This is a genomic window from Janthinobacterium sp. DSP2-3-3 (assembly GCF_049897325.1).
Taxonomy (GTDB): domain Bacteria; phylum Pseudomonadota; class Gammaproteobacteria; order Burkholderiales; family Burkholderiaceae_D; genus Janthinobacterium.
Genome location: NZ_JAFCWA010000003.1, coordinates 367,298 through 391,099, shown reverse-complemented (window position 1 = coordinate 391,099; position 23,802 = coordinate 367,298). Strand labels below are relative to the sequence as shown.

At 63.8% G+C, this 23,802-nt stretch carries 22 protein-coding genes; 17 read left to right on the top strand and 5 right to left on the bottom strand.

The features are described from left to right. The first annotated feature begins 22 nt into the window (after positions 1–22). Genes ACP7DE_RS08530 through ACP7DE_RS08470 form a run of 13 tightly spaced genes read left to right on the top strand, consistent with a single transcriptional unit; the run spans position 23 to position 12,957 of the window. Positions 23–652 (top strand): methyltransferase family protein, encoded by a 630-nt coding sequence (locus tag ACP7DE_RS08530; RefSeq protein WP_426071683.1) that lies wholly within the window; start codon positions 23–25, stop codon positions 650–652. A 31-nt stretch (positions 653–683) separates the two neighbouring features. Beyond that, positions 684–2,030 (top strand): ATP-binding protein, encoded by a 1,347-nt coding sequence (locus tag ACP7DE_RS08525; RefSeq protein WP_426071682.1) that lies wholly within the window; start codon positions 684–686, stop codon positions 2,028–2,030. Then, complete coding sequence (gene cpaB / locus ACP7DE_RS08520) at positions 2,027–2,875, top strand: Flp pilus assembly protein CpaB (RefSeq protein ID WP_426071681.1); 849 nt, start codon at positions 2,027–2,029, stop codon at positions 2,873–2,875. The genes ACP7DE_RS08525 and cpaB overlap by 4 nt, the downstream gene beginning before the upstream one ends. Positions 2,876–2,897: 22 nt before the next feature. Then, a complete protein-coding gene (locus tag ACP7DE_RS08515; protein WP_426071680.1) occupies positions 2,898–4,481 on the top strand; it encodes a type II and III secretion system protein family protein in 1,584 nt (527 codons plus the stop codon). A gap of 9 nt (positions 4,482–4,490) precedes the next feature. After that, a complete protein-coding gene (locus tag ACP7DE_RS08510; RefSeq protein WP_426071679.1) occupies positions 4,491–4,769 on the top strand; it encodes a hypothetical protein in 279 nt (92 codons plus the stop codon). Positions 4,770–4,815: 46 nt separating this feature from the next. After that, on the top strand, positions 4,816–6,366 hold the full coding sequence (locus ACP7DE_RS08505; protein ID WP_426071678.1) for a pilus assembly protein TadG-related protein: 1,551 nt from the start codon (positions 4,816–4,818) through the stop codon (positions 6,364–6,366). A gap of 7 nt (positions 6,367–6,373) precedes the next feature. Then, positions 6,374–6,841 (top strand): TadE family protein, encoded by a 468-nt coding sequence (locus ACP7DE_RS08500; RefSeq protein ID WP_426071677.1) that lies wholly within the window; start codon positions 6,374–6,376, stop codon positions 6,839–6,841. Positions 6,842–6,851: 10 nt separating this feature from the next. Next, positions 6,852–7,370 carry a TadE/TadG family type IV pilus assembly protein gene (locus tag ACP7DE_RS08495; RefSeq protein ID WP_426071676.1) on the top strand — a complete coding sequence of 173 codons (519 nt, stop codon included), beginning with the start codon at positions 6,852–6,854 and terminating at the stop codon, positions 7,368–7,370. A 22-nt stretch (positions 7,371–7,392) separates the two neighbouring features. Next, the gene (locus ACP7DE_RS08490) at positions 7,393–8,544 is read left to right on the top strand and encodes an AAA family ATPase (protein ID WP_426071675.1); all 1,152 of its coding nucleotides are present in this window, start codon (positions 7,393–7,395) and stop codon (positions 8,542–8,544) included. A 51-nt stretch (positions 8,545–8,595) separates the two neighbouring features. Beyond that, positions 8,596–9,963 carry a CpaF family protein gene (locus ACP7DE_RS08485; RefSeq protein WP_426071674.1) on the top strand — a complete coding sequence of 456 codons (1,368 nt, stop codon included), beginning with the start codon at positions 8,596–8,598 and terminating at the stop codon, positions 9,961–9,963. Positions 9,964–9,973: 10 nt separating this feature from the next. After that, on the top strand, positions 9,974–10,948 hold the full coding sequence (locus ACP7DE_RS08480; protein ID WP_426071673.1) for a type II secretion system F family protein: 975 nt from the start codon (positions 9,974–9,976) through the stop codon (positions 10,946–10,948). Positions 10,949–10,967: 19 nt separating this feature from the next. Further along, positions 10,968–11,915, top strand: coding sequence for a type II secretion system F family protein (locus tag ACP7DE_RS08475; protein WP_426071672.1), 948 nt, complete (start codon positions 10,968–10,970; stop codon positions 11,913–11,915). Positions 11,916–11,928: 13 nt separating this feature from the next. Then, positions 11,929–12,957: a tetratricopeptide repeat protein gene (locus ACP7DE_RS08470; protein ID WP_426071671.1), complete on the top strand. Its 1,029-nt coding sequence runs from the start codon at positions 11,929–11,931 to the stop codon at positions 12,955–12,957. Between the two features lie 20 nt (positions 12,958–12,977). Here ACP7DE_RS08470 and ACP7DE_RS08465 read toward each other — a convergent pair whose 3' ends face one another. From ACP7DE_RS08465 to edd, 3 genes are all read right to left on the bottom strand, one after another. After that, entirely contained in the window at positions 12,978–13,499 is a 522-nt protein-coding gene (locus tag ACP7DE_RS08465; RefSeq protein WP_426071670.1) for a Rhs element Vgr protein, read from the bottom strand. Between the two features lie 181 nt (positions 13,500–13,680). Continuing rightward, the gene (gene eda / locus ACP7DE_RS08460) at positions 13,681–14,310 is read right to left on the bottom strand and encodes a bifunctional 4-hydroxy-2-oxoglutarate aldolase/2-dehydro-3-deoxy-phosphogluconate aldolase (protein ID WP_010400696.1); all 630 of its coding nucleotides are present in this window, start codon (positions 14,308–14,310) and stop codon (positions 13,681–13,683) included. A gap of 3 nt (positions 14,311–14,313) precedes the next feature. Further along, on the bottom strand, positions 14,314–16,227 hold the full coding sequence (edd, locus tag ACP7DE_RS08455; RefSeq protein WP_426071669.1) for a phosphogluconate dehydratase: 1,914 nt from the start codon (positions 16,225–16,227) through the stop codon (positions 14,314–14,316). Between the two features lie 334 nt (positions 16,228–16,561). Here edd and pgi point away from each other — a divergent pair, with 334 nt between their 5' ends. Both pgi and ACP7DE_RS08445 read left to right on the top strand, forming a co-directional pair. Beyond that, the gene (gene pgi, locus ACP7DE_RS08450) at positions 16,562–18,226 is read left to right on the top strand and encodes a glucose-6-phosphate isomerase (RefSeq protein ID WP_426071668.1); all 1,665 of its coding nucleotides are present in this window, start codon (positions 16,562–16,564) and stop codon (positions 18,224–18,226) included. Positions 18,227–18,235: 9 nt separating this feature from the next. Beyond that, on the top strand, positions 18,236–19,132 hold the full coding sequence (locus tag ACP7DE_RS08445) for an SMP-30/gluconolactonase/LRE family protein (RefSeq protein ID WP_426071667.1): 897 nt from the start codon (positions 18,236–18,238) through the stop codon (positions 19,130–19,132). 120 nt (positions 19,133–19,252) lie between these two features. On the opposite strand, the gene ACP7DE_RS08440 is transcribed toward ACP7DE_RS08445, so the two are convergent. Further along, positions 19,253–20,206, bottom strand: coding sequence for a chemotaxis protein (locus ACP7DE_RS08440; protein ID WP_426071666.1), 954 nt, complete (start codon positions 20,204–20,206; stop codon positions 19,253–19,255). Positions 20,207–20,756: 550 nt separating this feature from the next. Between ACP7DE_RS08440 and zwf the strand changes: the two genes are divergently transcribed. Both zwf and ACP7DE_RS08430 read left to right on the top strand, forming a co-directional pair. Next, complete coding sequence (gene zwf / locus ACP7DE_RS08435) at positions 20,757–22,229, top strand: glucose-6-phosphate dehydrogenase (protein WP_426071665.1); 1,473 nt, start codon at positions 20,757–20,759, stop codon at positions 22,227–22,229. 84 nt (positions 22,230–22,313) lie between these two features. Continuing rightward, positions 22,314–23,168: an SIS domain-containing protein gene (locus ACP7DE_RS08430; RefSeq protein ID WP_034750862.1), complete on the top strand. Its 855-nt coding sequence runs from the start codon at positions 22,314–22,316 to the stop codon at positions 23,166–23,168. Positions 23,169–23,308: 140 nt separating this feature from the next. Here ACP7DE_RS08430 and ACP7DE_RS08425 read toward each other — a convergent pair whose 3' ends face one another. Continuing rightward, positions 23,309–23,764: a DUF3304 domain-containing protein gene (locus tag ACP7DE_RS08425; RefSeq protein WP_426071664.1), complete on the bottom strand. Its 456-nt coding sequence runs from the start codon at positions 23,762–23,764 to the stop codon at positions 23,309–23,311. Positions 23,765–23,802 lie beyond the last annotated feature (38 nt).

Genomic DNA, 23,802 nt, shown 5'->3' with positions numbered 1-23,802 from the left:
CCCGCCAACATAGGACCTGACCATGGACACCCTCACCACCCTCGCTACCCTCTGCCACTCCCGGGGCGCCAGCCTGCTCACCAGCATCGCCATGGCCGCCCTGTGGACGTTCTTCGCCAGTGCCCACGTGGTGGGATTCCTGCACAGCGGCGACTGGAGCTATTTGCTGTTCTGCGCCGCCGAAACCCTGGCTGCCCTGTTCTTCATCGTGCGCTCGGCCCCCGTCAGCGTCTCCACCAATGCGGGCGACTGGCTGCTGGCCATCGGCGCCACCTTCGCCCCCTTCCTGCTCTCGCCTGCCGACATGGCCATCTGGCCCAACGCGCGCTACCTGCTGGCCGTCGGCAGTCTGCTGCAGATCGCCGGCCTGCTGTCGCTGAACCGCAGCTTCGGCCTGGTGGCGGCGCAGCGCGAAATCAAGACGGGCGGCGTCTACCGAGTGATACGCCATCCCCTGTATGCCAGTTACCTGATTTCCCTGAGCGGCTACTTGCTGGCCAATACCTCGCCAGCCAATGCCGTGGCCTACGTCGCGACGATCAGCATGATGGTGGCACGCTTGCTGCGCGAAGAGCGCTTCCTGTCCAACGACGTGCGCTATCGCGTCTACATGCGGCAAGTGAAGTACCGCCTGCTGCCCTTCATCTTCTGACATCCGGCCACCCGAACGAGGAGCACCTATCATGCCTGACACCTATCCAGAACGCAGCGACGGCGGCGGCATCGAGCCGGCCGCCAAGCGCGCGCCACGCACCGTCGAGGAAACGGGATTGCCCTTCCTGTTCCTGGTCGAACTGCTGGTCAAGATACTCTTCCTGCGTGGCCAGATCGGCCTGCCCGCCCTATCGACGCACGTCAAGTTGGGCGCCGGCATACTCGAACCGCTGCTCACCTTCATGCGCGCCGAAAAACTGTGCGAGGCGCGCCGCAACGGCGGCAACGGCACCGATGCCGACCTGTATTACCTGCTGGGCGACCAGGGCCGCCTGCGCGCCGCCGAGTACATGCGCCGCAATGCCTACAGCGGCCCCGCCCCCGTCACCCTGGCCGATTACAGCAACCAGGTGCTGGCGCAAAGCGTGGCGGACATGCAGGTCACCCGCGACGACGTGCAACGCGAATTCCGCGACGTGGTGGCCAGTTCGGCCGTGCTCGACCAGCTGGGTGCAGCCATGAATTCCGGGCGCGCCCTGTTCTTCCACGGTCCCGCCGGCAGCGGCAAGAGCTACCTGGCCGAGCGCCTGAACGGGCTGCTCAGCGGCGCCATCGCCCTGCCCCATGCGGTGATGGTCGATGGCGAAGTGCTGCCCTTCCTCGACCCCATGCTGCACACCCTGTCGCGCGGCGGCTCCGTGCCGTCCGACCCCCGCTGGGTGCGCGCGCAGCGCCCCGCCGTGCTGACGGGCGGCGAGCTGACGCTCGACATGCTGGACCTGCAATTCGACCAGGGCACCCGGCTGTACCAGGCACCGCTGCACCTGAAGGCCAACAACGGCATCTTCATCATCGACGACCTGGGCCGCCAGCGCTGCTCACCCGTGGAACTGATGAACCGCTGGATCGTGCCGATGGCGCGGCATATCGATTACCTGTCGCTGCACACGGGCTATAAGTTCCCCGTGCCCTTCGACGTCATCGTCGTGTTCTCGTCGAACCTGGCGCCGCAGCACCTGGCCGACGACTCCTTCCTGCGCCGCATCGGCTACAAGATTCACGTAGGCCCCCTGAGCGCCTACCACTACCTGGCCGTGTTCCGCAGCACCTGCGCCCAGCTGGGCATCAATTTCGACGAAGCCTCGTACACCTACCTGCTGCACCTGCACAGCCAGTATCAGCGGCCCTTGCTGGCCTGCTATCCGCGCGACATCCTCGCGCAGATCTGCGACCAGGCGCGCTATGAAGACCACGCGGCGCAACTGTCTCCGGAAATCCTGTTCTGGGCATGGGAAAACTATTTCGGCAGCGATGACGACCTTGCAAGCACACATAACGGACCGGCAGCGGTCCAGCACAAAGGGGAAGCAAAATGAGAAACGCACGCGCTCTGACGATGATGGCCATCGCGGTCATCCTGGCGTTCGCCGCGGTCATCGTGGCCGCGCGCTGGATCAATGCCCAAGCCTCGGGCAATATCAACAAGGTCGCCGTGGCCCAGGTCGACATCAGCCTGGGGGCACGCCTCACGCCCGACATGGTGCGCATGGTCGACTGGCCATCGAACGCGCTACCGCCGGGCGCCATCAACGATCCGAAGCTGCTGGAAACGCGCGTCACGCGCACCAGCATCCAGCACGGCGAACCGATCATGGAAGGCAAGCTGGCGCCTCCCGGCACGCAAGGCGGCCTGTCGGCCGTCGTCGCCGAGGGCAAGCGCGCCATGACCGTGCGCGTCAACGATGTGGTGGGCGTGGCCGGCTTCGCCCTGCCCGGCAACTTCGTCGACATCCTTGTTAATACCCAGGGCGAAGGCGCCCGCAAGACGCCGGACCGCGATCCGAACATTTCCAAGATCGTGCTCGAACGCATCCTCGTGCTAGCCATTGCCCAGGAATCGAGCCGCGACGACACCAAGCCCAAGGTGGTCAACGCCGTGACCCTGGAGCTGACGCCGGAACAGGCGGAAAAACTCGACCTGGCGCGCAGCGTGGGCACCCTGTCGCTGGTGCTGCGCAACCAGGTCGAGGACAAGCCCGTCAACACGGAGGGCGCCACCAAGTCCAGTTTGCTCGATGAAAAAGTCACCATTGCCGCCCCCGCCGCCATGGTGCAAGCCAAGCCGCTCCCCCGCCGCCGTCCTGCCGCCGCAGTTGCGCCACAGGCCGGTCCGCGCGTCGATGTCATCAAGGGGCTGGAACGCAGCTCCCAACAATTCTAACCTGCACCAGAGGAGTCACGCCATGAGCACATATTGCACAGCAAGCGAAAGCCGGGTACTCAGCCTGGCGCTTGCCCTCGCCATGATAGGCGCCCTGGCGCCGCAGGCACGCAGCGAACCCGTCGCCGCTGCCGCCACCGCCGTTGCCGCCGAAACCGGCACCGCCAGTAGCAGCCGGATCGCCGCCCGACCCAAGGCCACGCCGCCGCAAAGCGCATCGCGCGCCGGCCGCACCGAGATGGCACCGCAAATGAGTCTGGCCGAAGGCAAGTCGACCCTGATGCGCCTGCCGTTTGCCGCCAGCCGCATGTCGGTCGGCGATCCGCGCATCGCCGACGTCATCCTGCTCAATCCCAACGAGGTGTACCTGCTGGGGCGTTCCGTCGGCACCACCAACCTGATCCTGTGGAACAAGAACAATGACGCCACCATCATCGACCTGGCCGTCGGCATCGACAGCAGCAGCCTGCAGGCACGCATGGCCGAACTGCTGCCGAACGAAAAGATCCACGTCACGGTGGCGGGCGACACCTTGATCCTGTCGGGCATGGTCAGCGATGTCGTCAAGGCCGACCAGGCCCTGTCGCTGGCCAACGCCTATGTGCAGCGCAGCGCCCGCAGCGGCTCGGCCGCCTCCGGCGCCGCGCCAGCCGCAGGCGCCGCCGCTCCCGCCCCCGCAGCTGCGCCGGATGCTGGCATGTCGCGCGTGATCAACCTGCTGTCGATCGCCGCGCCGCAGCAGGTGATGCTGGAAGTGAAGGTGGCCGAAGTGTCGAAGGTGCTGGTCGACCAACTGGGCGCCAGCCTGGGCATCAACAAGACCATCGGCAGCTGGTCGTACTCGCTGCTATCCAGCCTGCTCAGCAACAATCCCAGCGGCTTGAGCGGCGCCAGCAAGAACAACTTCTTCAACCTCGACGCGCAAAAACGCGATGGCCTGATCAAGGTACTGGCCGAACCGAACATCATGGCCATCAGCGGCCAGGAGGCGAGCTTCCTGGCCGGCGGCAAAATCTTCATCCCCGTCAGCCAGACCAACAATAACGGCGTGCCCACCATCACGCTGGAAGAGAAGGAGTTCGGCGTGGCCGTGAAATTCACACCCACCGTGCTCGAAGGGGGACGCATCAACCTGAAGGTGGCGCCGGAAGTGTCGGACCTGAACAAGGACGGCATCGGCATCACCGCCACCGGCATCTCGGCCACGGCCATCCTGCCTTCGTTTACGACGCGGCGCGCCACCACCACGGTGCAGCTGTTCGATGGCCAGAGCTTCGCCATCGGCGGCTTGATCAAGAACAACGTGACCAGCAATATCAAGGCCTTGCCGGGCTTGGGCGAAGTGCCCGTGCTGGGCGCCCTGTTCCGCAGCACGGACTTCCAGACGGACCGCTCGGAACTGGTCTTCATCATCACGCCGCACCTGGTCAAGCCGCTGCCGCCCGACTACAAGCTGCCCACCGACGGCTACATCCAGCCGACGCGCGGCGACATATTCATGCAGGGAAAAATGGAAGGCAGCGCGCCCGCCCCCGCAGCGCAAGCAGCGCCCATGCAGCCGCAAGCGGCCGCGCCCCAGCCTGCCGCCGGCTTCGACCTCAAATAGGAGAACACCATGAAAAACGCACTTTACCTGCCTTGCACCGCCCTGTTTTGCCTGCTGGCCGGCTGCACCGCCACCACCACGCCCGTCCTCGATTCGCACTTTGGCGAATCGGTGGCCCTGCTCAAAGCGCAGCAGATCATGTATCCGGACGCCTACCGCAATACCAACCCTGTCAGCGGCATCGACGGCAAGGCCGGCGCCAGCGCCTACCAGCGCTACCAGAAATCGTTTGCGGCGCCGGAACCGCAACCGAATGTCTTCACCATCGGCGTGGGCGGACGCCAGTAGGCGCCAATCCCGCGATGCACTTCCCCCAGGCCACCAGGAGACAGCCATGAAAACCGCATTCCGCAGGCACGACAAGCAGCAGGGCGCGATCGCCATCGTGCTGGGGCTGACCCTGGTGGTGCTGTTTGCCATGGGTGGCCTGGTGCTGGACCTGGGCCACCTGTACATCGCCAAGACCGAACTGCAAAATGGCGCCGACAGTGCCGCCCTGGCAGGCGCCGTGGAACTCAATCAAAGCGCGGCCGGCATCGACAATGCGCAGGCCAAGGCCATCGCCATCGCGCAAAAGAACCGCTACGATTTTTCCACCGCGCTGACCATCACGGCCGCCAACATCGGCTTCGGCCCCAGCCCGGACGGCCCCTGGTCGTCCGGCGCTAGCGCCCGCACCAGTCCCCAGGGCCAGACCTTCATCCGCATCGATACGGGCAGCAAGACCTTCGCCACCTACCTGATGGGCATCGCCGGCATTGCCAGCACCAGCACCTCGGGCGTGGCCGTGGCGGGCCGCTTCGTCAACGACGTCACGCCGATCGGCGTGTGCGCCGTCGATCCGGCCAACAAGACGGCGCAATATACATATCCCGCAGCACCGGCCGGCACGGGCCTGACGGAACTGCTGGAATTCGGTTTTCGCCGCGGCGTCACCTACAACCTGTTCGGCCTCAATCCGCTGGGCGGCCCGTCCGATCCCTACCTGATCAACCCTGTCGATGCGCCCCCTGGCGCCTGCGACGCTTCGCATTCCAGTGCCAATTCCACCGCGCCGTTCATGTGCACGGGCAGCAGCGCCGTCGTCAGCGGCGGCTCGGGCAAGGTCTACACGAACACGGGCTTGAGTGCCGGCAAGATCGCGGCCGCCCTCAATTCGCGCTTCGACGATTATTCTTCGCCATCCGTGTGCGACCCCGCGACGGCACCGCCCGATACCAACATCAAGGAATATCCATGCAAGGGCGGCTCGTCTCCCTGCGTCGCCAGCGCGGCCAACTCGCCGCCCACCGCTTGGATGGAGCCGGGCGCCAGCACCTTGCCCAGCCAGCAATCGGTCAGCCTGGCCGGCAACAAGCCGAATTACCGCCTGCCGCCAACCTTCACGACGCCCGTGACGGCGGCCCAGGCCCAGTTCGCCGGCTATGGCGTGCTGTGGTCCTACGGCCCCGCTTACCAAAGCAATGGCGCCACCCCGGCCAAGGCCGGCACGGCCTATAGCGTCGCGGACGGCAACGCCAATCCCATGTACAGCACGGCCAAGGCGAATTACTTCGACACGGCCAGCTACCCCGTCAGCCCTGGTGCCTCCTTCCCCGTCGGCACGCCGCCTTCGCCGTACAACCAGACCAGCGGCCCCACGTTCCAGGCGCCGTCGGTGGCCCATCCGGGCCGGAACAACCGGCGTATCCTCAACGTGGTACTGGTCGACTGCCGCACGGCGCCCGTGGGGCCGGCCTCCTGCGGCAGCATGAACACGGTGGGCATCGGCAAATTCTTCATGACGATGAAAGCCGATTTCAGCGGCGGCACGAAGCGCCTCGACGTCGAGTTCGCAGGCTTGATCGAGCCCGTGCCGAATTCCGAAATCAAACTTTACAAGTGAGGCGGCCATGCACACCCACTTTTCCCACCCAAGGCAGCACGGCGGCGCCGCCGTCGAATTCGGCATCGTGCTGGCCCTGCTGGTCACCCTGCTGGCCGGCATCTTCGGCTTCGGCCGCGCCTTCTGGTACTACGACGCGCTGACCAAGGCCACGCGCGACGCGGCACGCAATATGTCCGTCAAGGCCAAGGCCGGCATCGCCTCGCAGGGCGTGCCGGCGGCCAGGCAGACGGTGGTTGATGCGGCCATCAGCGCCGGCATCAACGACTTCACCACGGCCAACGTGACGGTCACTTGCCTGGACGCGGCGTTCAACGACAGCAGCTGCGCCGATGGCACGGCGCCAGGCGGCATCCGCGTCGAAGTCGTCAACTACACGCTGTCGGTAGGCCAGTACCTGCCGTTCGTGATCGGCGCGGCCAGCAGCTATGCCACGCCGCTCTCGCCGCGCACCACCATGCGCTACATGCTGTAAGGAGAATGCCATGCGCCACCGCCTTTCATCGCCTCCCCCAGCCGGGTGCCAGCGCGGCGCCGCCGCCGTCGAATTCGCCCTGGTGGCGCTGCTGTTTTTCACCCTGCTGTTCGGCATCCTCGAATTCGGCCGCATGCTGTACCTGTACAACACGGTGCAGGAAGTGAGCCGCCGCGCAGCGCGCGAAGCGGTGGTGCGCTGGATCGACCAGACCGACACCGTCAAGACGCTGGCCCTGTTCGGCGGCACGGCCCTGCCGGCCGCCCCGGAACTGACGGCCGCCAACATCACCATCCGCTACCTGAACAAGAGCGGCGCCGAAGTGACCTTGCCGCCGCTCGACCCGGGCGACAACCTGTCGGCCTGCGGCGACATCACGCGCACGGCCAGCTGCATCGACAGCGTGCGCGTGTCGATCGACAACGTCAGCTATACGCCGATGGTCAGCCTGTTCGGTTTTCTCAATATCGCCGTGCCAGCCTCGGTCGTGGTCATGCACGCCGAAAGCCTGGGCTTCCAGATCAATTGAACGCCATTACCGGGAGTACCAAGTGAATATCGTCATCGTCTCGAAGAATGAAGCCCAGCTCAAGCGGCTCACCCGCTTGCTGCGCGAACGCAGCGCGGCCGACCGCGTCGCGCTGCTGGCGAGCATACCGGATGTCTTCGACAACGGCGTCACACCGGACTTGCTGCTGCTGGAGCAGGAGCAGACGGGCGAGGCGGAGCTGGAACAGCTGGAGCTGCTGGGCGGGCGCCATCCAAACCTCGCCATCATCGTGCAATGTCCGCAGCAAAGTCCGCAATTCCTGCTGCGCTCGATGCGCGCGGGCGTACGCGAAGTGCTGCCGCCCGACGACGATGCGGGCCTGTGCGCCGCGCTGCGCCGCATCGAAGACAAGCTGCAAAAGCAGGTCACGCGCAAGGGCCAGGTGCTGGCCTTCGTCTCGTGCAAGGGCGGCAGCGGCGCCACCTTCATCGCCGCCAACCTCGGCTACGCGCTGGCCGCCGGCGAGCAGCGCAAGGTAGCGCTGTTCGACCTGAACCTGCAGTTCGGCGACGCCGCCCTGTTCGTCTCGGACCACAAGCCGGCCACCACCCTGTCGCAGCTGTCGCAGCAGATCGTGCGCCTCGACGCTTCGCTGCTCAGCGCCAGCATGATCCAGGTCACGCCCGCCTACAGCGTGCTGGCCGCCGCCGACGATCCCGCCCATGCGGCCGACGTCGAAGCGGAGCATATCGACCGTTTGCTGACCTTGGCGCGCAGCCAGTACGACTACATCCTGCTCGACGTGGGACGCGGCCTCGATCCCGTCAGCGTGCGCGCGCTGGACCGGGCCGACCTGATCTTCCCCGTGCTGCAGGCAACCTTGCCGTATGTGCGCGACGGCAAGCGCCTGCTCGATGTGTTCCGTGGCCTCGGCTACCGCGAAGACAAGATCCGCCTGATCCTGAACCGCTATGCGAGCAGCGACAGCATCCGCGTGGCCGACCTGGAAGCGGCGTATGGCAAGCACGTCTACAAATCCATCCCCAACCATTACGAGGCGGTGGCGGCCTCCGTCAGCCAGGGCGTGCCCATCCTCAAGCTGGCGTCGCACAATCCCGTCTCGCGCGCCCTGCAGGAACTGGCCGCCAGCCTGGCCGGCGAAACCCCGCCTGCCGCGCAAGGCTGGGTTTCGCGGCTGCTGGCGCGTGCCTGATGCCCCAGCCTGATATTCAAGCCGAACACGCCCATTCACCGGAGACCGACCATGACTGCCGAAAAACTCACCCTGCGGGACCGCCTGGGCTATGCCCAGGATGACGCCAGCCTGAATGACGATGCCGCGCACCAGGGCGCAGCTAGCCAGAGCTACCAGCAACTCAAGCACCGTACCCACCAGGCGCTACTCGACCGCGTCGACCTGGAAGGCATGCAGCGCCTGTCGCGCGAGCAGATCCGCGACGAGCTGAAAATCCTCGTCAGCGACGTGCTCACGGAAGATAATGTGGTGATCAACGAGCTGGAACGGCGCTCGCTGATCCGCGACATCCAGGACGAGGTACTCGGCTTCGGCCCGCTCGAACCGCTGCTGGCCGATCCCGGCGTGTCCGACATCCTCGTCAACACCTACCGCCAGGTGTATGTCGAGCGCCACGGCCGCCTGGAGCTGAGCGACATCTGCTTCACCGACGATGCCCACCTGATGAAGATCATCGACAAGATCGTCTCGCGCGTGGGCCGGCGCATCGACGAGTCGAGTCCCATGGTCGATGCGCGCCTGCCCGACGGTTCGCGCGTCAACGCCATCATCCCGCCGCTGGCCATCGACGGCCCCGTGATGTCGATCCGCCGCTTCTCGGCCCAGCCGCTGCGCCTGGCCGACCTGATGCTCAAGCACAGCCTGACGGAAGAAATGAGCACCACCCTGCAGGCGCTGGGCAAGGCCAAGGTCAACATCCTGATCTCGGGCGGCACGGGCAGCGGCAAGACCACCATGCTGAATGCAATTTCTGGCTTCATCAGCACGGCCGAACGCATCGTCACCATCGAAGACGCGGCCGAACTGCAGATGCAGCAGCCGCACGTGGTGCGCCTGGAAACACGGCCCGCGAACATCGAAGGCAAGGGTGAAGTGACGCAGCGGGCGCTGGTGCGCAACGCGCTACGCATGCGGCCCGACCGCATCATCCTCGGCGAGGTGCGCGGCGCCGAGGCGCTCGACATGCTGCAGGCGATGAACACGGGCCACGAAGGGTCGATGGCCACCATTCACGCGAACACCCCGCGCGACGCGCTGACGCGCCTGGAAAACATGATCAGCATGGCATCGGCGGGCCTGCCCGTGAAGGCCATGCGCCAGCAGATCAGTTCTGCCGTCAGCGTGGTGGTGCAGGTAGCGCGCCTGACGGACGGCAAGCGCAAGATCATTTCGATCCAGGAAATCACGGGCATGGAAGGCGAGATGATCACCATGCAGGAAATCTTCACCTTCCGCCAGACGGGCATCGGCGAGGACGGCACGGTGCAGGGACATTTCCATGCCAGCGGCGTACGACCGCATTTCCTGGAGCGCTTGCGCGCCTTCGGCATCAGCCTGCCGGAAACCCTGTTCGATCCCGCCCGCCAGTACCATTAAGGGGAGCATCATGGACTATCTCTATTACGTATTCGCCATCCTCACCTTCATCGCCGTAGTGCTGCTGATCGAGGGTCTGTACCTGGCATGGAATACCTCGCGCGGCCCCGAAGCGGAAAGGGTCGCGCGCCGCCTGCGCATCATGTCGGCCGGCGCGCATGGCGACACGGGCAGCTCGATGATCAAGAAGCGCCTGCTGAGCGACACCCCGGCCCTGCAGCGCGTGCTGCTCAGCGTGCCCCGCGTGCATGCGCTCGACCGCCTGCTGGAGCAATCGGGCCTGAGCTGGAGCGTGGCCAGCTTCGCCGGCGTGATGCTGGCCACGGCCGGCACCGCGTTTTTGCTGCTGAGCTACTTCAGCGTACCGTGGCTGCTGCGCCTGCCGCTAGTGGCCGGCGCGGCCCTGCTGCCGCTGCTGCTGGTCTTGCGCGCCAAGGCCAAGCGCCTGCAGCGCATCGAACAGCAATTGCCCGATGCGCTCGACCTGATGGCGCGCGCCCTGCGCGCCGGCCATGCCTTCCCCACCGCCCTGAAAATGGTCGGCGATGAAATGAACGCGCCGCTGGCCGTGGAATTTCGCGCCACCTTCGACGAAGTCAATTTCGGCATCGCCATGCAGGACGCCCTGATGAACCTGGCCACGCGCGTGCCCAGCACGGACTTGCGCTATTTCGTCATCGCCGTGCTGATCCAGCGCGAAACGGGCGGCAACCTGGCCGAGCTGCTCGACAGCATCAGCCGCATCATCCGCGAGCGCATCAAGCTGCTGGGACAGGTGCGCGTGCTGTCGGCAGAAGGCAGGCTGTCGGCCTGGATCCTGTCGCTGCTGCCCTTCGGCGCGGCGGCCATGATCCAGCTGACCAATCCGCAGTTCCTGGAAATGCTGTTTGTCGACCCGGGCGGACGCAAGATGCTCGTCGCCGCCCTGCTGATGATGGTGTGCGGCGTCTTTGTCATGCGCAATATCATCCGCATCCGTGTCTGAGCCCGCAAGGAGAATCCTCATGAACCCCGTCCATTTCGCCTTTCTCGCCCTGCTCTTCATTGCCGTCTTTGGCACCGTACTGGTCGCCATGCGCAGCTTTGCCCCCGATCCCTTGCGCCAGCGTATGGACAACGCCACCGGCAAGAGCGCGGCAGCGCCTGGCGCATCGGCGCCCAGCCCCTGGCTGGCGCGCATGGTGCGCCTGAGCGGTCCGCTGGCCAAACTGTCGCTTCCCGAGCAGGGCTGGGAAGGCTCCGTGATGCGCCGGCGCTTCATGAATGCCGGCTTGCGCCAGGCGTCGGCGCCCATCCTGTTCTTTTCCGCCAAGACCATGCTGGCCATAGGCCTACCCCTGCTGCTGTTCCTCGGACTGAGCGCCTCGGGCAGCCAGATGGCGGGCAAGGCTCTCCTGTTCTGGCTGCTGATCGTGGCCGCCATCGGCTACTACCTGCCCAACTTTGTCCTGCAACACATGATCAAGCGGCGCCAGCGCGATATCTTCGAAAGCTTTCCCGATGCGCTGGACTTGATGACGGTGTGCGTGGAAGCGGGCCTGGCCATGGACGCGGCGCTGGCTAGGGTGGCGGCCGAGATCGCCCTGAAAAGCACCGTGCTGGCCGAGGAATTGCATCTGGTGATGCTGGAACTGCGCGCCGGCAACACCAAGGAGCGGGCGCTACGCAACCTGGCCCTGCGCACGGGCGTCGAGGATGTCGACGCGCTGGTGGCCATGCTGATCCAGGCCGAGCGCTTCGGCACCAGCATCGCCGCCTCGCTACGCGTGCAGTCGGACCAGCTGCGCACCAAGCGCCGCCAGATGGCCGAGGAAGAAGCGGCGAAGATCGCCCTCAAGCTGCTGTTCCCCCTGATCTTTTTCATCTTCCCTTCGCTGCTGGTCGTCCTGATGGGACCAGCCTTTCTGCAAATTTACCGCGTGCTCCTGCCCAGCATGAGCGGCGGCAGCTGACCGGAGAACCGCCATGTCACAGCACACCACCCTGATGCTCATGCTCGCTTGCGCCGGCCTGCTGCCCGCCTGCGGCCACCTGCCCGGCCCGGCCAGCCCAGGCCACCGCGAGGCGCCGCCACAGGCACGCATCGATGACAGCCCCGTCGTCCGCACTGCCGCGTTCTGCAAGCTGGGCAAGCGCATGCAGGAACTGGGCGACCCGCGCGCGGCGCTGGCTGCCTACCGCGAAGCCCTGCTGCTGACGCCCACGTCGCCCGATGCGCGCAATGGCGCCGCCGTGCTTCACGCGCAGCTGGGCCAACTGGAAACGGCGCGCAGCATGCTGCAGGCGCTGACGCAGGAGGCACCCACGGCCAGGACCTACAACAACCTCGGCTATGTGCTGTACCTGCAGGGCGACTACGCCCAGGCGGCGACCGTGCTGCGCCAGTCGCTGCAGCTGGACAACGGCCAGCAGCCGGCGCGCGCCAACCTGGACCTGGCCATCGCAGCGCTGGCGCGCAGCATCGGAACAGTCGATGCGGTCGATGCGGTCGATGCCACCTCTGACACCATCGCGCCCGATCTGGCGCCGGCGCCAGCGGCCCCAGCCAGCCGCTTGCAACTGACGCAATTGCAGCCGAATATCTTTGCGCTAAGCTGGCGCGACACGCCCGTAGCAGCGCGCGCCCACCTGCAGACTCCGGCAAAACCGGCAGCGACAGCGGCACCACTGCCACGGCTGGAAGTCATCAACGGCAATGGCGCAACGGGGATGGCGGCGCGCATGCGCGGCGTGCTGGGCGGCATGGGCATCAGCGTCTTGCGGCTGGGCAACCAGCGGCCGTACGGCGTCCAGGCCAGCAGCATCGTTTACCGCCCCGGTCATGCGCAGGCGGCCGCCGCGCTGGCCCTGGCCTTGGGTGGCATGCCGCAGCTGCAGGCCGCCGCAGACAGCGGCATCGGCGCGGGCGCCGACCTGCGTTTATTGCTGGGCAAGGATGCGGCGGCCAGCCTGCGCGCGCCGGACGTACGCCTGGCCTCGAATATGGCGCAGTAGCGCTAGCATCTGTGGTGGCATTAACGCGGCAGCAAGCGCCGGTCGGCAGGGTCGAGCAGGAAGCCCTGCAAGATTTCCTGCAGTTGCGGCAGCTTTGCCACGTAGGCGGGAATGCCCAACTGGCGCGCGCCAAAGTAGTGGGCGATGATGTCGCCCTGCTGCTTCATGTTGAAGTCGGACAGGACGCCGCCGGCCTGCACGTCGTAGCGGTAGGCGCGCTGCCGGATGTAGCCGCCGCACAGCGCCAGCAACACGCCATGCAGCAGCACGCTGTAACCGAGCTGGTACTGCCACACGTGCACCATTTCATGGATGAAGAACAGCTTGCCGCTGTTGCCTTCGCGGGAAAAATCGTCGCGGTACTGGGCCGGCATGAAGTGCAAGCTACCGCGCGGCGTCATCGCCGTGTTCTGGTCCTGCAAGCCAAACGGTAGAAAGGAGCCGCGCACTACGCGCACGCGCGCGTAGTCGATGGCGCCCTGAAAGACGCTGCGGGCCATGGCGGTTTCGCCGATGGTGAGGGGACGGCGCAGCACGCGCATAGCACTCCGTCAGAAGAAAGAAGCGGCAAGCACGAAAGCTTGCAGAGTACTACAACTGCAAGTACCTGACAGAAGCGTAGCGAGCGGCAGTGATTTGTGGCTAAGAAGCGCAACCGTACTCTAGTACGGTGAGCATCGCAGGCCGCAAAGCACGACGCGCAGTAGCTTATGTCAGGTACGACTAAGCGGAGCGAAGGCCGCTGGCAGCTTTGGCTATTTCCGTGATGCGGTCCCAGTTGCCGGCCGCGATCGCGTCCTTCGGCGTCAGCCACGAGCCGCCCACGCAGGCGACGTTCTTGCACGCCAGGAACTGCGATGCCGTCTCTTGCGAAATGCCGCCCGTCGGGCAGAAGGTGATGTCCGGCAGCGGGCCGTAGATGGCGTTGAGCATGCCGATGCCGCCGGCCGGCACGGCCGGGAACAGTTTCAGCTGCTGGAAGCCGTTTTCACGCGCAGCCATCACTTCGCCCGGCGTCATCACGCCTGGCAGCAATGGCAAGCCGCTGCTTTTCGCCGCCGCCACCAGGGCCGACGTCAAGCCAGGCGAGACGCCAAACACGGCGCCCGCATCGCGCGCCTGGACGAATTCCTCGGGACGCGTGAGCGTACCGACGCCGACGATGGCGCCCGGCACGGCCGACATGGCGCGGATCGCTTCCAGGCCATGCTTGGTGCGCAAGGTCACTTCCAGCACGCGGATGCCGCCCGCCACCAGCGCGCGCGCCAGCGGTACGGCGTGTTCAGGATCGTCGATCGCAATCACGGGGATCACGCTCGAGGTGCGCATAATTTCCAGTAGTGTCATGGTCATCTCTTATTTCCTAGCCAAAAAGTCTTCATCGGAACCGGGTACGGTATCACCGACATTGTCGGCGTCGTGCAAGGCGACGGTGGTGGGAATCGGCGACGGCAGGCCGAAGGTGGTGGCACCCTCTTCCGCCGCGCTGACGGTGGAACGGAACATGGAAAACAACTCGCGGCCCATGCCGACGTGGTTCGGCGACAGGTCGGCCGTGACCAGCGCGCGGGCGTGCCAGACGTCGGCCGGTACCAGCGCTTCGAGCACGCCGGTGAAGGCGTCGAGGCGGATGATGTCGCCATCGCGCACCAGGCCCAGGGGGCCGCCGGCGAGGATTTCAGGCGAGACGTGGATGGCGGCCGGTACCTTGCCCGATGCGCCCGACATGCGGCCATCGGTGACCAGCGCCACGTGGCGGCCCGCATCCTGCAAGTTGGCCAGCGCCGGCGTCAACGCATGCAATTCCGGCATGCCATTGGCGCGCGGGCCCTGGAAGCGCAGCACGGCAACGAAGTCGCGGTCCAGGGTGCCGGCCTTGTAGGCGGTCATGAACTCTTCCTGCGAATTGAACACCAATGCCGGCGCTTCCACCGTGCGGTGTTGCGGCTTGACGGCCGAGACTTTCATGACGGCGCGGCCCAGGTTGCCGGACACCAGCACCATGCCGCCGTCCGGCGCGAACGGGTTCGAGGCGGGACGCAGCACGTTCTCGTCGGCGCTGACCTCGGGCGCGTCCTTCCAGAAAACCTTGCCGTCTTCGCCCAGGAACGGCTCCATGCAGTGCGCGCGCAAGCCGTGGCCCAGAATGGTGTTGACGTCTTCGTGCAGCAAGCCCGCGTCCAGCAGTTCGCGGATCAAATAGCCCGTGCCGCCGGCCGCGTGGAAATGGTTCACGTCGGCGTCGCCGTTCGGGTAGATGCGCGTGAGCATCGGCACGATGGCCGACAGTTCGTTGAAATCGTTCCAGTCGATGACGATGCCGGCCGCCTTGGCGATCGCCACCAGGTGCAGCGTGTGGTTGGTCGAACCGCCCGTGGCCAGCAAGCCCACGACGGCGTTGACAATACATTTCTCGTCAACGATATGGCCGACTGGCAAGTAATTGGCGCTTTGCGCCGTGATGCCGGCGGCGCGCTGGGCGGCGGCGGCGGTCAGCGCATCGCGCAACGGCGTGTTCGGCGTGATGAAGGCGGCGCCCGGCAAGTGCAGCCCCATCACTTCCATCAGCATCTGGTTGCTGTTGGCGGTACCATAAAAAGTACAAGTACCGGCGCCATGGTAGGCTTTCGATTCGCCTTCGAGCAAGTCTTCGCGCGTCGCCTTGCCTTGCGCATACAGCTGGCGCACCTTGGCTTTTTCCTGGTTCGACAGACCCGACGTCATCGGACCAGCCGGCACGAAGACAGCCGGCAAATGGCCGAAGTGCAGCGCGCCGATCAGCAGGCCCGGCACGATCTTGTCGCACACGCCCAGGTACAGCGCCGAGTCGAACATATTGTGCGACAGCGCCACGGCCGTCGACATGGCGATGGTGTCGCGCGAAAACAGCGACAGTTCCATGCCCGGCTGGCCTTGCGTCACGCCATCGCACATGGCGGGCACACCGCCGGCGAACTGGGCCACGGCGCCCACTTCGCGCACGGCTTGCTTAATGATCTGCGGGAAGCCGTCGAAGGGCTGGTGCGCCGACAGCATGTCGTTGTATGAAGATACGATAGCCACGGAAGGCTTCTTGTATTCTTTCAGCGACAGCTTGTCGTTGGCGGGAAAAGCGGCAAAGCCGTGCGCCAGGTTGGTACACGACAAGGCGCCGCGCTGCACGCCCTGGATGCGCGCCGCATCCAGATGCGCCAGGTAGGCGCCGCGCGATGGCCGGCTGCGCGCGATGATGCGCGCTGTTACGGATTCGACTACTGGATGCAGCGCCATATGGATTTCCTTAAAAATGAGTATTTCGTGAAATTTTACTACAAAATGGTGAAGAAGAAGCACTCTTGCATGGGTCAACCACAGAAATACGCCACGAATTGCGGCTTATCAAAGCCAACCCCGGAAATATCGCGTATCAGCACCTGCCAAACGCTCTCTTATGTCACTGGTGCATTCGCTAAAAAAAGCAAGGCAAAATCGGCTTCACGCCACAAACTGTAGTGAAATTACGTTTTTCTGATGTATTATTCTCCTACCAACGCCGGCACACCCGTTCGCCACGATGAACGCGCCGCGCTCCTTTCAACCGAGACAAGCACCCAAGCCGACCGCCATGCGCCAGCCAGTACCTACTCCTGCCATCACCGCCACCGCCAGTTTCCAGTCCCTGCAAGCGCATAGCACCAGCCTGCGCGAAGTGCATCTGCGCCAGCTGTTCGCTCTTGACCCCGCGCGTTTTTCCAGCATGACAGTCGATGCGGCAGGACTGCTGCTCGATTACTCGAAGAACCGCGTTGACGCCACCGCCATGGCCCTGCTGATGGACCTGGCCCGCGAGCGCGACGTGGAAGCGCAGCGCGAAGCGATGTTTACAGGCGAGAAAATCAATCTTACCGAACATCGGGCCGTTCTGCATACCGCCCTGCGCGCGCCACGCGGCAGCAAGCTGGTGGTCGATGGCCAGGATATCGATGCCGACGTGCAAGATGTGCTGCAGCGCGTGAAGGCGTTTACGGACAAGGTGCGCAATGGCAACTGGCTCGGCTACACGGGCAAGCCGATTTGCGACATCGTCAACATCGGCATCGGCGGCTCGGACCTGGGCCCTAAAATGGCTTGCCTGGCACTGCGTTCCTACGCCAACCCAGGCCTGGAAATGCACTTTGTTTCCAACGTCGACGGGCATGACATGGAAGCGACCCTGTCCAAAGTCGATCCGGAAACCACCCTTTTCATCGTGGCCTCGAAAACCTTCGTCACGGCTGAAACCATGCTCAACGCCAACACGGCGCGCGCCTGGTTCCTGCTCGAAGGCGAAGAAAAGGATCTGGCCCAACATTTTGTGGCCGTTTCGACCAACACGCAAGCCATCGTCGACTTCGGCATTTCTCCGGAAAACATGTTCCCGTTCTGGGACTGGGTCGGTGGCCGCTATTCCGTCTGGTCCTCGATCGGCCTGGCAGTGGCGCTGTCCGTGGGCTTTGAATACTTCAGCGATTTCCTCGCCGGCGCGCATGCGATGGACCAACATTTCCGCCAGGCGCCACTGGAACAGAACATGCCGGTAGTGCTGGCCATGGTGGGCTTCTGGAACCGCCAGTTCCTCGATTGCGGCTCCGTTTCCATCGCGCCCTACCACCAGGACTTGAGCCGCTTTGCCGCCTATTTGCAACAGCTGGACATGGAAAGCAACGGCAAGCGCGTCACCAAGGATGGCGTGCCCGTCGACGTACCGACCGGCCCCGTCATCTGGGGCGATTGCGGCACGAATGCGCAGCACGCGTATTTCCAGTTGCTGCACCAAGGCACCGACATCACGCCCATCGATTTCATCGCCGCCCTGCGCGCCACGCACGATTTGCCCGGCCACCACGACGCCCTGCTGGCCAACTGCTTTGCCCAGTCGGAAGCCTTCATGACGGGCAAAACGGGCGAGGAAGTACGCCTTGACCTGCAGGCGCAAGGCTTGCCGGAGAACGAGATCGAAGCGCTGGTGCCGCACAAGACCTTCCCCGGCAACCGCCCAAGCAACACCATCTTGATGGACCAGCTGACCCCGACCACCCTGGGCGCCCTGATCGCACTGTACGAACACAAGACCTTCGTGCAGGGCGTCCTGTGGAACGTCAACAGCTTCGACCAGTGGGGCGTGGAACTGGGCAAGGTACTGGCCAAGAAAATCCAGGCCGAACTGACGGGTGTAGCCCGTCCCGACCACCACGACAGTTCGACCAATGGCTTGATTGCGCTGGCCAAGGCTGCAAAAGCCGCATATTAAAAGAGATAAATGAATATTTACGAAATCAAAGTAGTCAGCGACAAAGCCATGCAAGTGGGCGAATGCCCGCTGTGGCATGGCAAGGAAGCGGCCCTGTACTGGGTCGATATCGATGGCTGCGCCGTGCACCGTTTGCACCCGGCCAGCGGCAAGCATGCGCAGTGGAGCATGCCGACGGAACCGTCGGCGCTGGCCATCAATGCCGGCGGCGGTCTGATCGTGGCCCTGCGCAGCGGCTTTGCCCACCTCGACACGAAGACGGGCAGCCTGGCGGAAATCGCCCCGGCGCCGTTCGACATGGCCACCACGCGCTTCAACGATGGCAAGGTCGACCCAAGCGGACGCTTCTGGGTTGGCACTATTTTCGAGCCGCGCAGCGCCGATGCGGCGGAAATGTTCGTGCTGGAAAAGGGACAAGTGCGCAAGGTCTGGTCCGGCGGCATGACGGTGTCGAACGGCCTGGGCTTCAGCCCGGACGGGCGCACCATGTACCATGCGGATACCACCACGCACCGCATCGACCGCTACGATTTCGACGCGGCTACGGGTGCAATTTCCGAGCCGCAACCATTCCAGCGTTTCTCCACCGATAAAAAAGCGGCAGACTACGGCGGACGCCCGGACGGCGCAGCCGTCGACAGCGAAGGCAATTACTGGTCGGCCATGTTTGAAGGCGGCAAAATTGTACGCTTCGCCCCCGATGGTCACCTGCTGGGCGAAATTACCGTGCCCGTGCGCTGCCCCACCATGCTGACCTTTGGCGGCCCGGACCTGCGCACCCTGTACATCACCAGCGCCAGCCACAAGCGATCAAACGCCGAGATCGCCAACTACCCTTTGAGCGGCCACGTGCTGTCGGTGCGCGTGGACGTGGCGGGCCAGCCGGAAAACCTGTATCAGGCATAACTATTGTCAAGCATGAAAAAAGCGCCAGACCCTCGCGGGTAGCGGCGCTTTTTTATGCCCAACGGCGTGGGTCGGATTACGCGGCTTACCGCCGCTAATCCGACCTACCGCCATTCCGGCCTACCGCGCCAATACCTTGCGGATGGTTTCAGCCAATTCCGCCGCCACAAACTTGGCCACATAACCATCGGCGCCCACGCCCTTGACATGGTCTTCGTTGGTCGAGCCCGTCAGCGACGAGTGGATCACCACGGGGATGTTGGAGAAGCGGCCATCGTTCTTGATGTTGCGCGTCAGAGTGAAGCCATCCATTTCCGGCATTTCCAGGTCGGTCAGCACCAGCGCGACCTTGTCTTTCGCCGTCTTGCCTTCGGTCGCCGCCTGGGCCGAGATCGCCTGCAGGCGCTCCCACGCTTCCTTGCCCGTCTTGGTCATGATGAGGGGCACGCCCATCGCTTCGAGGCCCTTTTCGATCAGCGAGCGGGCCAGCGAGGAATCGTCGGCCGCAAGGATCACGGCGCCGGCCGGCAAGCGCACTTGCGGGCCGATGCTGTTCTGGTCCACATCGGGATCGCCAGACGGCAGCACGTTACGCAGGATTTGCTCCACGTCCAGCACTTGCGCCAGGCGCGTCTTGTCCGTGTCGCCATCGAGGCGCGCGATACTTGTGACGAGGCCGCCACCGACGCTCGATTCGGCCGACAGGACCTGATTCCATTCCAGGCGCACTATTTCATCGACCTCTTCCACGGCGAATGCCTGGGTCGAACGGGCGAATTCCGTCACCATCAAAATCTTCAAGCCGCTGCTCTTGCAGCCGACGGCCATCGGCAAATCGATCACGGGTACGATCTGGCCGCGAATATTGACCACGCCCAGCATGTGCGGATGCGAACCGGCTACCGCCGTGATGAGCGGCATTTCCATGATTTCACGGACTTTGAACACATTGATGCCGAAGAGTTCGCGGCTGGTCGAGTGATCACTGGTGCCCAGCTTGAACAGGAACAGTTCGAATTTGTTATTGCCTGTCAGGCTGGTGCGTTCATCGACATCTTGCTGCATTGAATTCATTGTGTCCCCTTGAGCCGTCTTGTAAAGTTAAGTCTGCCTACCCGTGATGCTGCGGGCAGTGCGGACTGCACGTCGCACGGACGTCGGATGGCGGGTTCGGGGCATGGCCGGCGCTAGCGGTGCAGTGTAGTACAACCAATAGTTACTATTGATTTCAGCTTGAATTATACGTTTTTTTACTTTCTTCAAAGCTACTTTACGCTGCCAACGGCGATCCTGACAGTATTTCTTGATTTGCTTGTTGCTACAGCGCAAATGATGATGGAGAGAATCGAAAATTTCCTTGGCAACCATGGTTGCTTTGAAAAGTCCTGTGCGAAGCGTGACGGCGCACCAGCGCCAGCGAACGGCATATAATGGTCTTGCCAGCGTCGCAGGCGCGCATACCGGGCAAAACTGCGACGCCAGGGAATGGAATGTAGTAAAATTTCTTGCAATTGCCTGTTCTACGTAGTAAATTTACACCACCGAATATAGTAACGACAGACTGGCACTTCCGGTCGGCCTCCTCCCCGCTCCGGCTCTTTTACTTTTGCGACGACACTCACTTATGGCACTTACCGATTTTGACCTGGTCCTGTTTGGCGGCAGCGGCGATTTAGCAATGCGCAAGTTGCTGCCTGCAATGTACGCGCGCGACGTCGCTAACGATTTACCGCCGACGGCGCGCATCATCTGTGTGGGCCGCCAGGACAGCGGCCAGGATGCCTTCCTGAAGATGGTAGAGACCAACTCGCGCCCCCACATCAAGGCCAGTACCCTGAATGCCGCCACCTGGAGCAAATTCTGCGCGCGCATCGTGTATGTGTCGCTCAACGCCAGCGATGCGGCCACGTACGCGCCGCTGGTCGAAGCGCTGCGCGGCGATGCCGACCTGACGCGCGTGTACTATCTGGCGACGCCGCCGCATCTGTTCGCGCTGATCTGCGACAACCTGGAAGACAACGGCCTGGTGACGCCGAATTCGCGCGTGGTGCTGGAAAAACCGCTGGGCCGCGACCTGGCCAGCGCCAAGCAGATCAATGCAGAAGTGGGCAAGGTCTTCCAGGAATCGCAAATCTACCGTATCGACCATTACCTGGGCAAGGAAACCGTGCAGAATTTGCTGGCTCTGCGTTTCGGCAACATTCTGTTCGAGCCGCTGTGGCGCCGCGAATGGATTTCCGATGTGCAGATCACCATCGCCGAGAAACTCGGCGTGGGCAACCGCATGGGTTACTACGACACCTCGGGCGCGCTGCGCGACATGCTGCAAAACCATCTGCTGCAACTGCTGTGCATCGTCGCCATGGAACCGCCGACCTCGATCGCACCGGATGCCGTGCGCGATGAGAAACTACAAGTGCTGCGCTCGCTGAAAAAATTCACGCCCACCACCCTGGCACAAAACATCGTGCGTGGCCAGTACCGCGCAGGCCACGTCGACGGCGTCACCGTGCCGAGCTACCGCGACGAGCCGGACGCGCCCGAGCATTCGCACACCGAGACCTTTGTCGCGCTGAAGGCGGAAATTGATACCTGGCGCTGGGCCGGCGTGCCGTTCTACCTGCGCACGGGCAAACGCATGGCTGACAGCCTGGCCGAGATCGTCGTGCGCTTCAAGCAAATTCCCCACTCGATCTTCAACCAGCCCACCTCCAGCTTCCAGCCGAACTGCCTAGTGATCCGTTTGCAGCCCGACGAAGGCTTGCGCATGAATTTGATGGCAAAAACCCCGGGCGACGGCATGCGCTTGAAACCGGCGGAACTGGAACTCGATTTCCGCGAATCGTTCAAGACGCCGCGCATGGATGCCTACGAGCGCCTGCTGCTCGACGTCCTGCGCGGCCAGCTGACCCTGTTTATGCGCGGCGACGAACTGGAAGCGGCCTGGGAATGGGTCGAACCGATACTCGACAACTGGGAACAGAACGACAGCGCGCCGATTCCGTACACGGCCGGCACCTGGGGCCCGGCCGCGGCCAGCGCCCTGATCGGGCGCGATGGCTTGCAGTGGCGTGAAGAAGCCTTACCCGAGGATTAACCGGCAATGCAAGGGCCTGCCCATGCCTGGGCAGGCCAATCGCCCATTTCCCGCTCCTGAACACCTACCCAGAAGATTATCCTGATGCTGCTTGACTCCATCCGCACCCAGCTCGATTCGCTCTCCAAGTCGGAGAAGAAGGTCGCGCTGGCCGTGCTTGACCAGCCGAACCAGACGGTCAGCCAGAACATCACGGCGCTGGCGAAAAGTGCGCAGGTGTCGGAACCGACCGTGGTGCGCTTTTGCCGCACCCTGGGCTACGACGGCTGGCATGAATTCAAGCTGAAGCTGGCGCAAGGCCTGGCCCTGGCCATGCCGGGCGCGAACGAACAGCCGGCGCAGGACGACCTGGCGGCCGACCTGGTGAATAAAATCTGCAGCCGCTCGATCAATACCCTGCTCGACCTGCGCAACAACCTGAATCCGGAAGCGATCCAGCGCGCGCTCGACATCCTGTCGCGCGCCAGCAAGATCGAATTCTATGGCCAGGGGACGTCGGGCATCGTGGCGGCCGACGCGCAGCACAAGTTCTTCCGCTCGGGCGTACCGACGGTGGCCTACAGCGATCCGAACATCCATAGCATCGCCGCGGCCCTGCTGCGCGGCGGCGACTGCCTGGTGGCCATCTCGCAGCGCGGCAACAGCCCCGCCCTCGTGCGCTCCGTGAAACTGGCGCGCCGCGGCGGCGCCGACGTCGTCGTGCTGGCCCCCTCGGGCACGCCGCTGGCCGACTTGGCGACCGTACTGATCCCGATCGACCTGGTCTTCAACACCGACCCCTACACCCCGATTTCCGCCCGCCTGGCCTACCTGGTGGTGATCGACGTGCTGGCCGTGGGCCTGGCCCTGCAACGTGGACCTGAATTCCGCAAGAAGATGCAGAATGCACAGAAGGCGCTGCAGGAATTCGATATGCAGTTCGACTCCTTCATCGGTTGATCCCGCATCGGCGCCAGCCTCGCTGGTGCCGCTCCTTATCCAAACGTCTCCATCGGACCAGGATGTCTCTTCCTTGATCCCACATGAAGAACCGATACACGCGCAGCCTTTGCATCGAAAGATCAGCCCACCATCCGTGTCTAAGAATTGGGATCCTTTGGTTTCCCATAGTGGCGTATCGGATGAGCAGTGCTATATCCGGGATAAATTGAAACCACAACCCGAACTTCGTCGTTTGGAAAAAAACGGATATAGATACTTCCTGTTTCATCGTATTTTTCCACCTCCACCATTTTTTCTTTGACAATATGCGTATGTTCTTCTGGCATATCCCACCGCACCAGAACCATCATTCCCGGGTACCACACTCTCGGGATAGAGGCACAGCAAATTTCTGCCCCTCCCGCTCCCCACCTAGCCATATTGGCGCCTCCGGCCCCATCCACCGATGCGGAGTAAATATACTTCCCCGTATGGTTGACTATACCCACCTGCGCTCCCGCAGTAGCACTTGGACCGGCTTCCTCAACCTGCCTGGCCTTGAACGCACAGCCGCTCAGCAGCAAGGCAGTGGCAAGATAAATAATCCATTTCAAAATTTTCCTTTCGGCTCCAGCCGCACTGAAATCACGCT

Coding starts and splice junctions, on each gene's coding strand:
- ACP7DE_RS08530 (WP_426071683.1), top strand. CDS start 23: ATGGACACCCTCACCACCCTCGCTACCCTCTGCCACTCCCGGGGCGCC.
- ACP7DE_RS08525 (WP_426071682.1), top strand. CDS start 684: ATGCCTGACACCTATCCAGAACGCAGCGACGGCGGCGGCATCGAGCCG.
- cpaB (WP_426071681.1), top strand. CDS start 2,027: ATGAGAAACGCACGCGCTCTGACGATGATGGCCATCGCGGTCATCCTG.
- ACP7DE_RS08515 (WP_426071680.1), top strand. CDS start 2,898: ATGAGCACATATTGCACAGCAAGCGAAAGCCGGGTACTCAGCCTGGCG.
- ACP7DE_RS08510 (WP_426071679.1), top strand. CDS start 4,491: ATGAAAAACGCACTTTACCTGCCTTGCACCGCCCTGTTTTGCCTGCTG.
- ACP7DE_RS08505 (WP_426071678.1), top strand. CDS start 4,816: ATGAAAACCGCATTCCGCAGGCACGACAAGCAGCAGGGCGCGATCGCC.
- ACP7DE_RS08500 (WP_426071677.1), top strand. CDS start 6,374: ATGCACACCCACTTTTCCCACCCAAGGCAGCACGGCGGCGCCGCCGTC.
- ACP7DE_RS08495 (WP_426071676.1), top strand. CDS start 6,852: ATGCGCCACCGCCTTTCATCGCCTCCCCCAGCCGGGTGCCAGCGCGGC.
- ACP7DE_RS08485 (WP_426071674.1), top strand. CDS start 8,596: ATGACTGCCGAAAAACTCACCCTGCGGGACCGCCTGGGCTATGCCCAG.
- ACP7DE_RS08480 (WP_426071673.1), top strand. CDS start 9,974: ATGGACTATCTCTATTACGTATTCGCCATCCTCACCTTCATCGCCGTA.
- ACP7DE_RS08475 (WP_426071672.1), top strand. CDS start 10,968: ATGAACCCCGTCCATTTCGCCTTTCTCGCCCTGCTCTTCATTGCCGTC.
- ACP7DE_RS08470 (WP_426071671.1), top strand. CDS start 11,929: ATGTCACAGCACACCACCCTGATGCTCATGCTCGCTTGCGCCGGCCTG.
- ACP7DE_RS08465 (WP_426071670.1), bottom strand. CDS start 13,499: ATGCGCGTGCTGCGCCGTCCCCTCACCATCGGCGAAACCGCCATGGCC.
- eda (WP_010400696.1), bottom strand. CDS start 14,310: ATGACCATGACACTACTGGAAATTATGCGCACCTCGAGCGTGATCCCC.
- edd (WP_426071669.1), bottom strand. CDS start 16,227: ATGGCGCTGCATCCAGTAGTCGAATCCGTAACAGCGCGCATCATCGCG.
- pgi (WP_426071668.1), top strand. CDS start 16,562: ATGCGCCAGCCAGTACCTACTCCTGCCATCACCGCCACCGCCAGTTTC.
- ACP7DE_RS08445 (WP_426071667.1), top strand. CDS start 18,236: ATGAATATTTACGAAATCAAAGTAGTCAGCGACAAAGCCATGCAAGTG.
- ACP7DE_RS08440 (WP_426071666.1), bottom strand. CDS start 20,206: ATGAATTCAATGCAGCAAGATGTCGATGAACGCACCAGCCTGACAGGC.
- zwf (WP_426071665.1), top strand. CDS start 20,757: ATGGCACTTACCGATTTTGACCTGGTCCTGTTTGGCGGCAGCGGCGAT.
- ACP7DE_RS08430 (WP_034750862.1), top strand. CDS start 22,314: ATGCTGCTTGACTCCATCCGCACCCAGCTCGATTCGCTCTCCAAGTCG.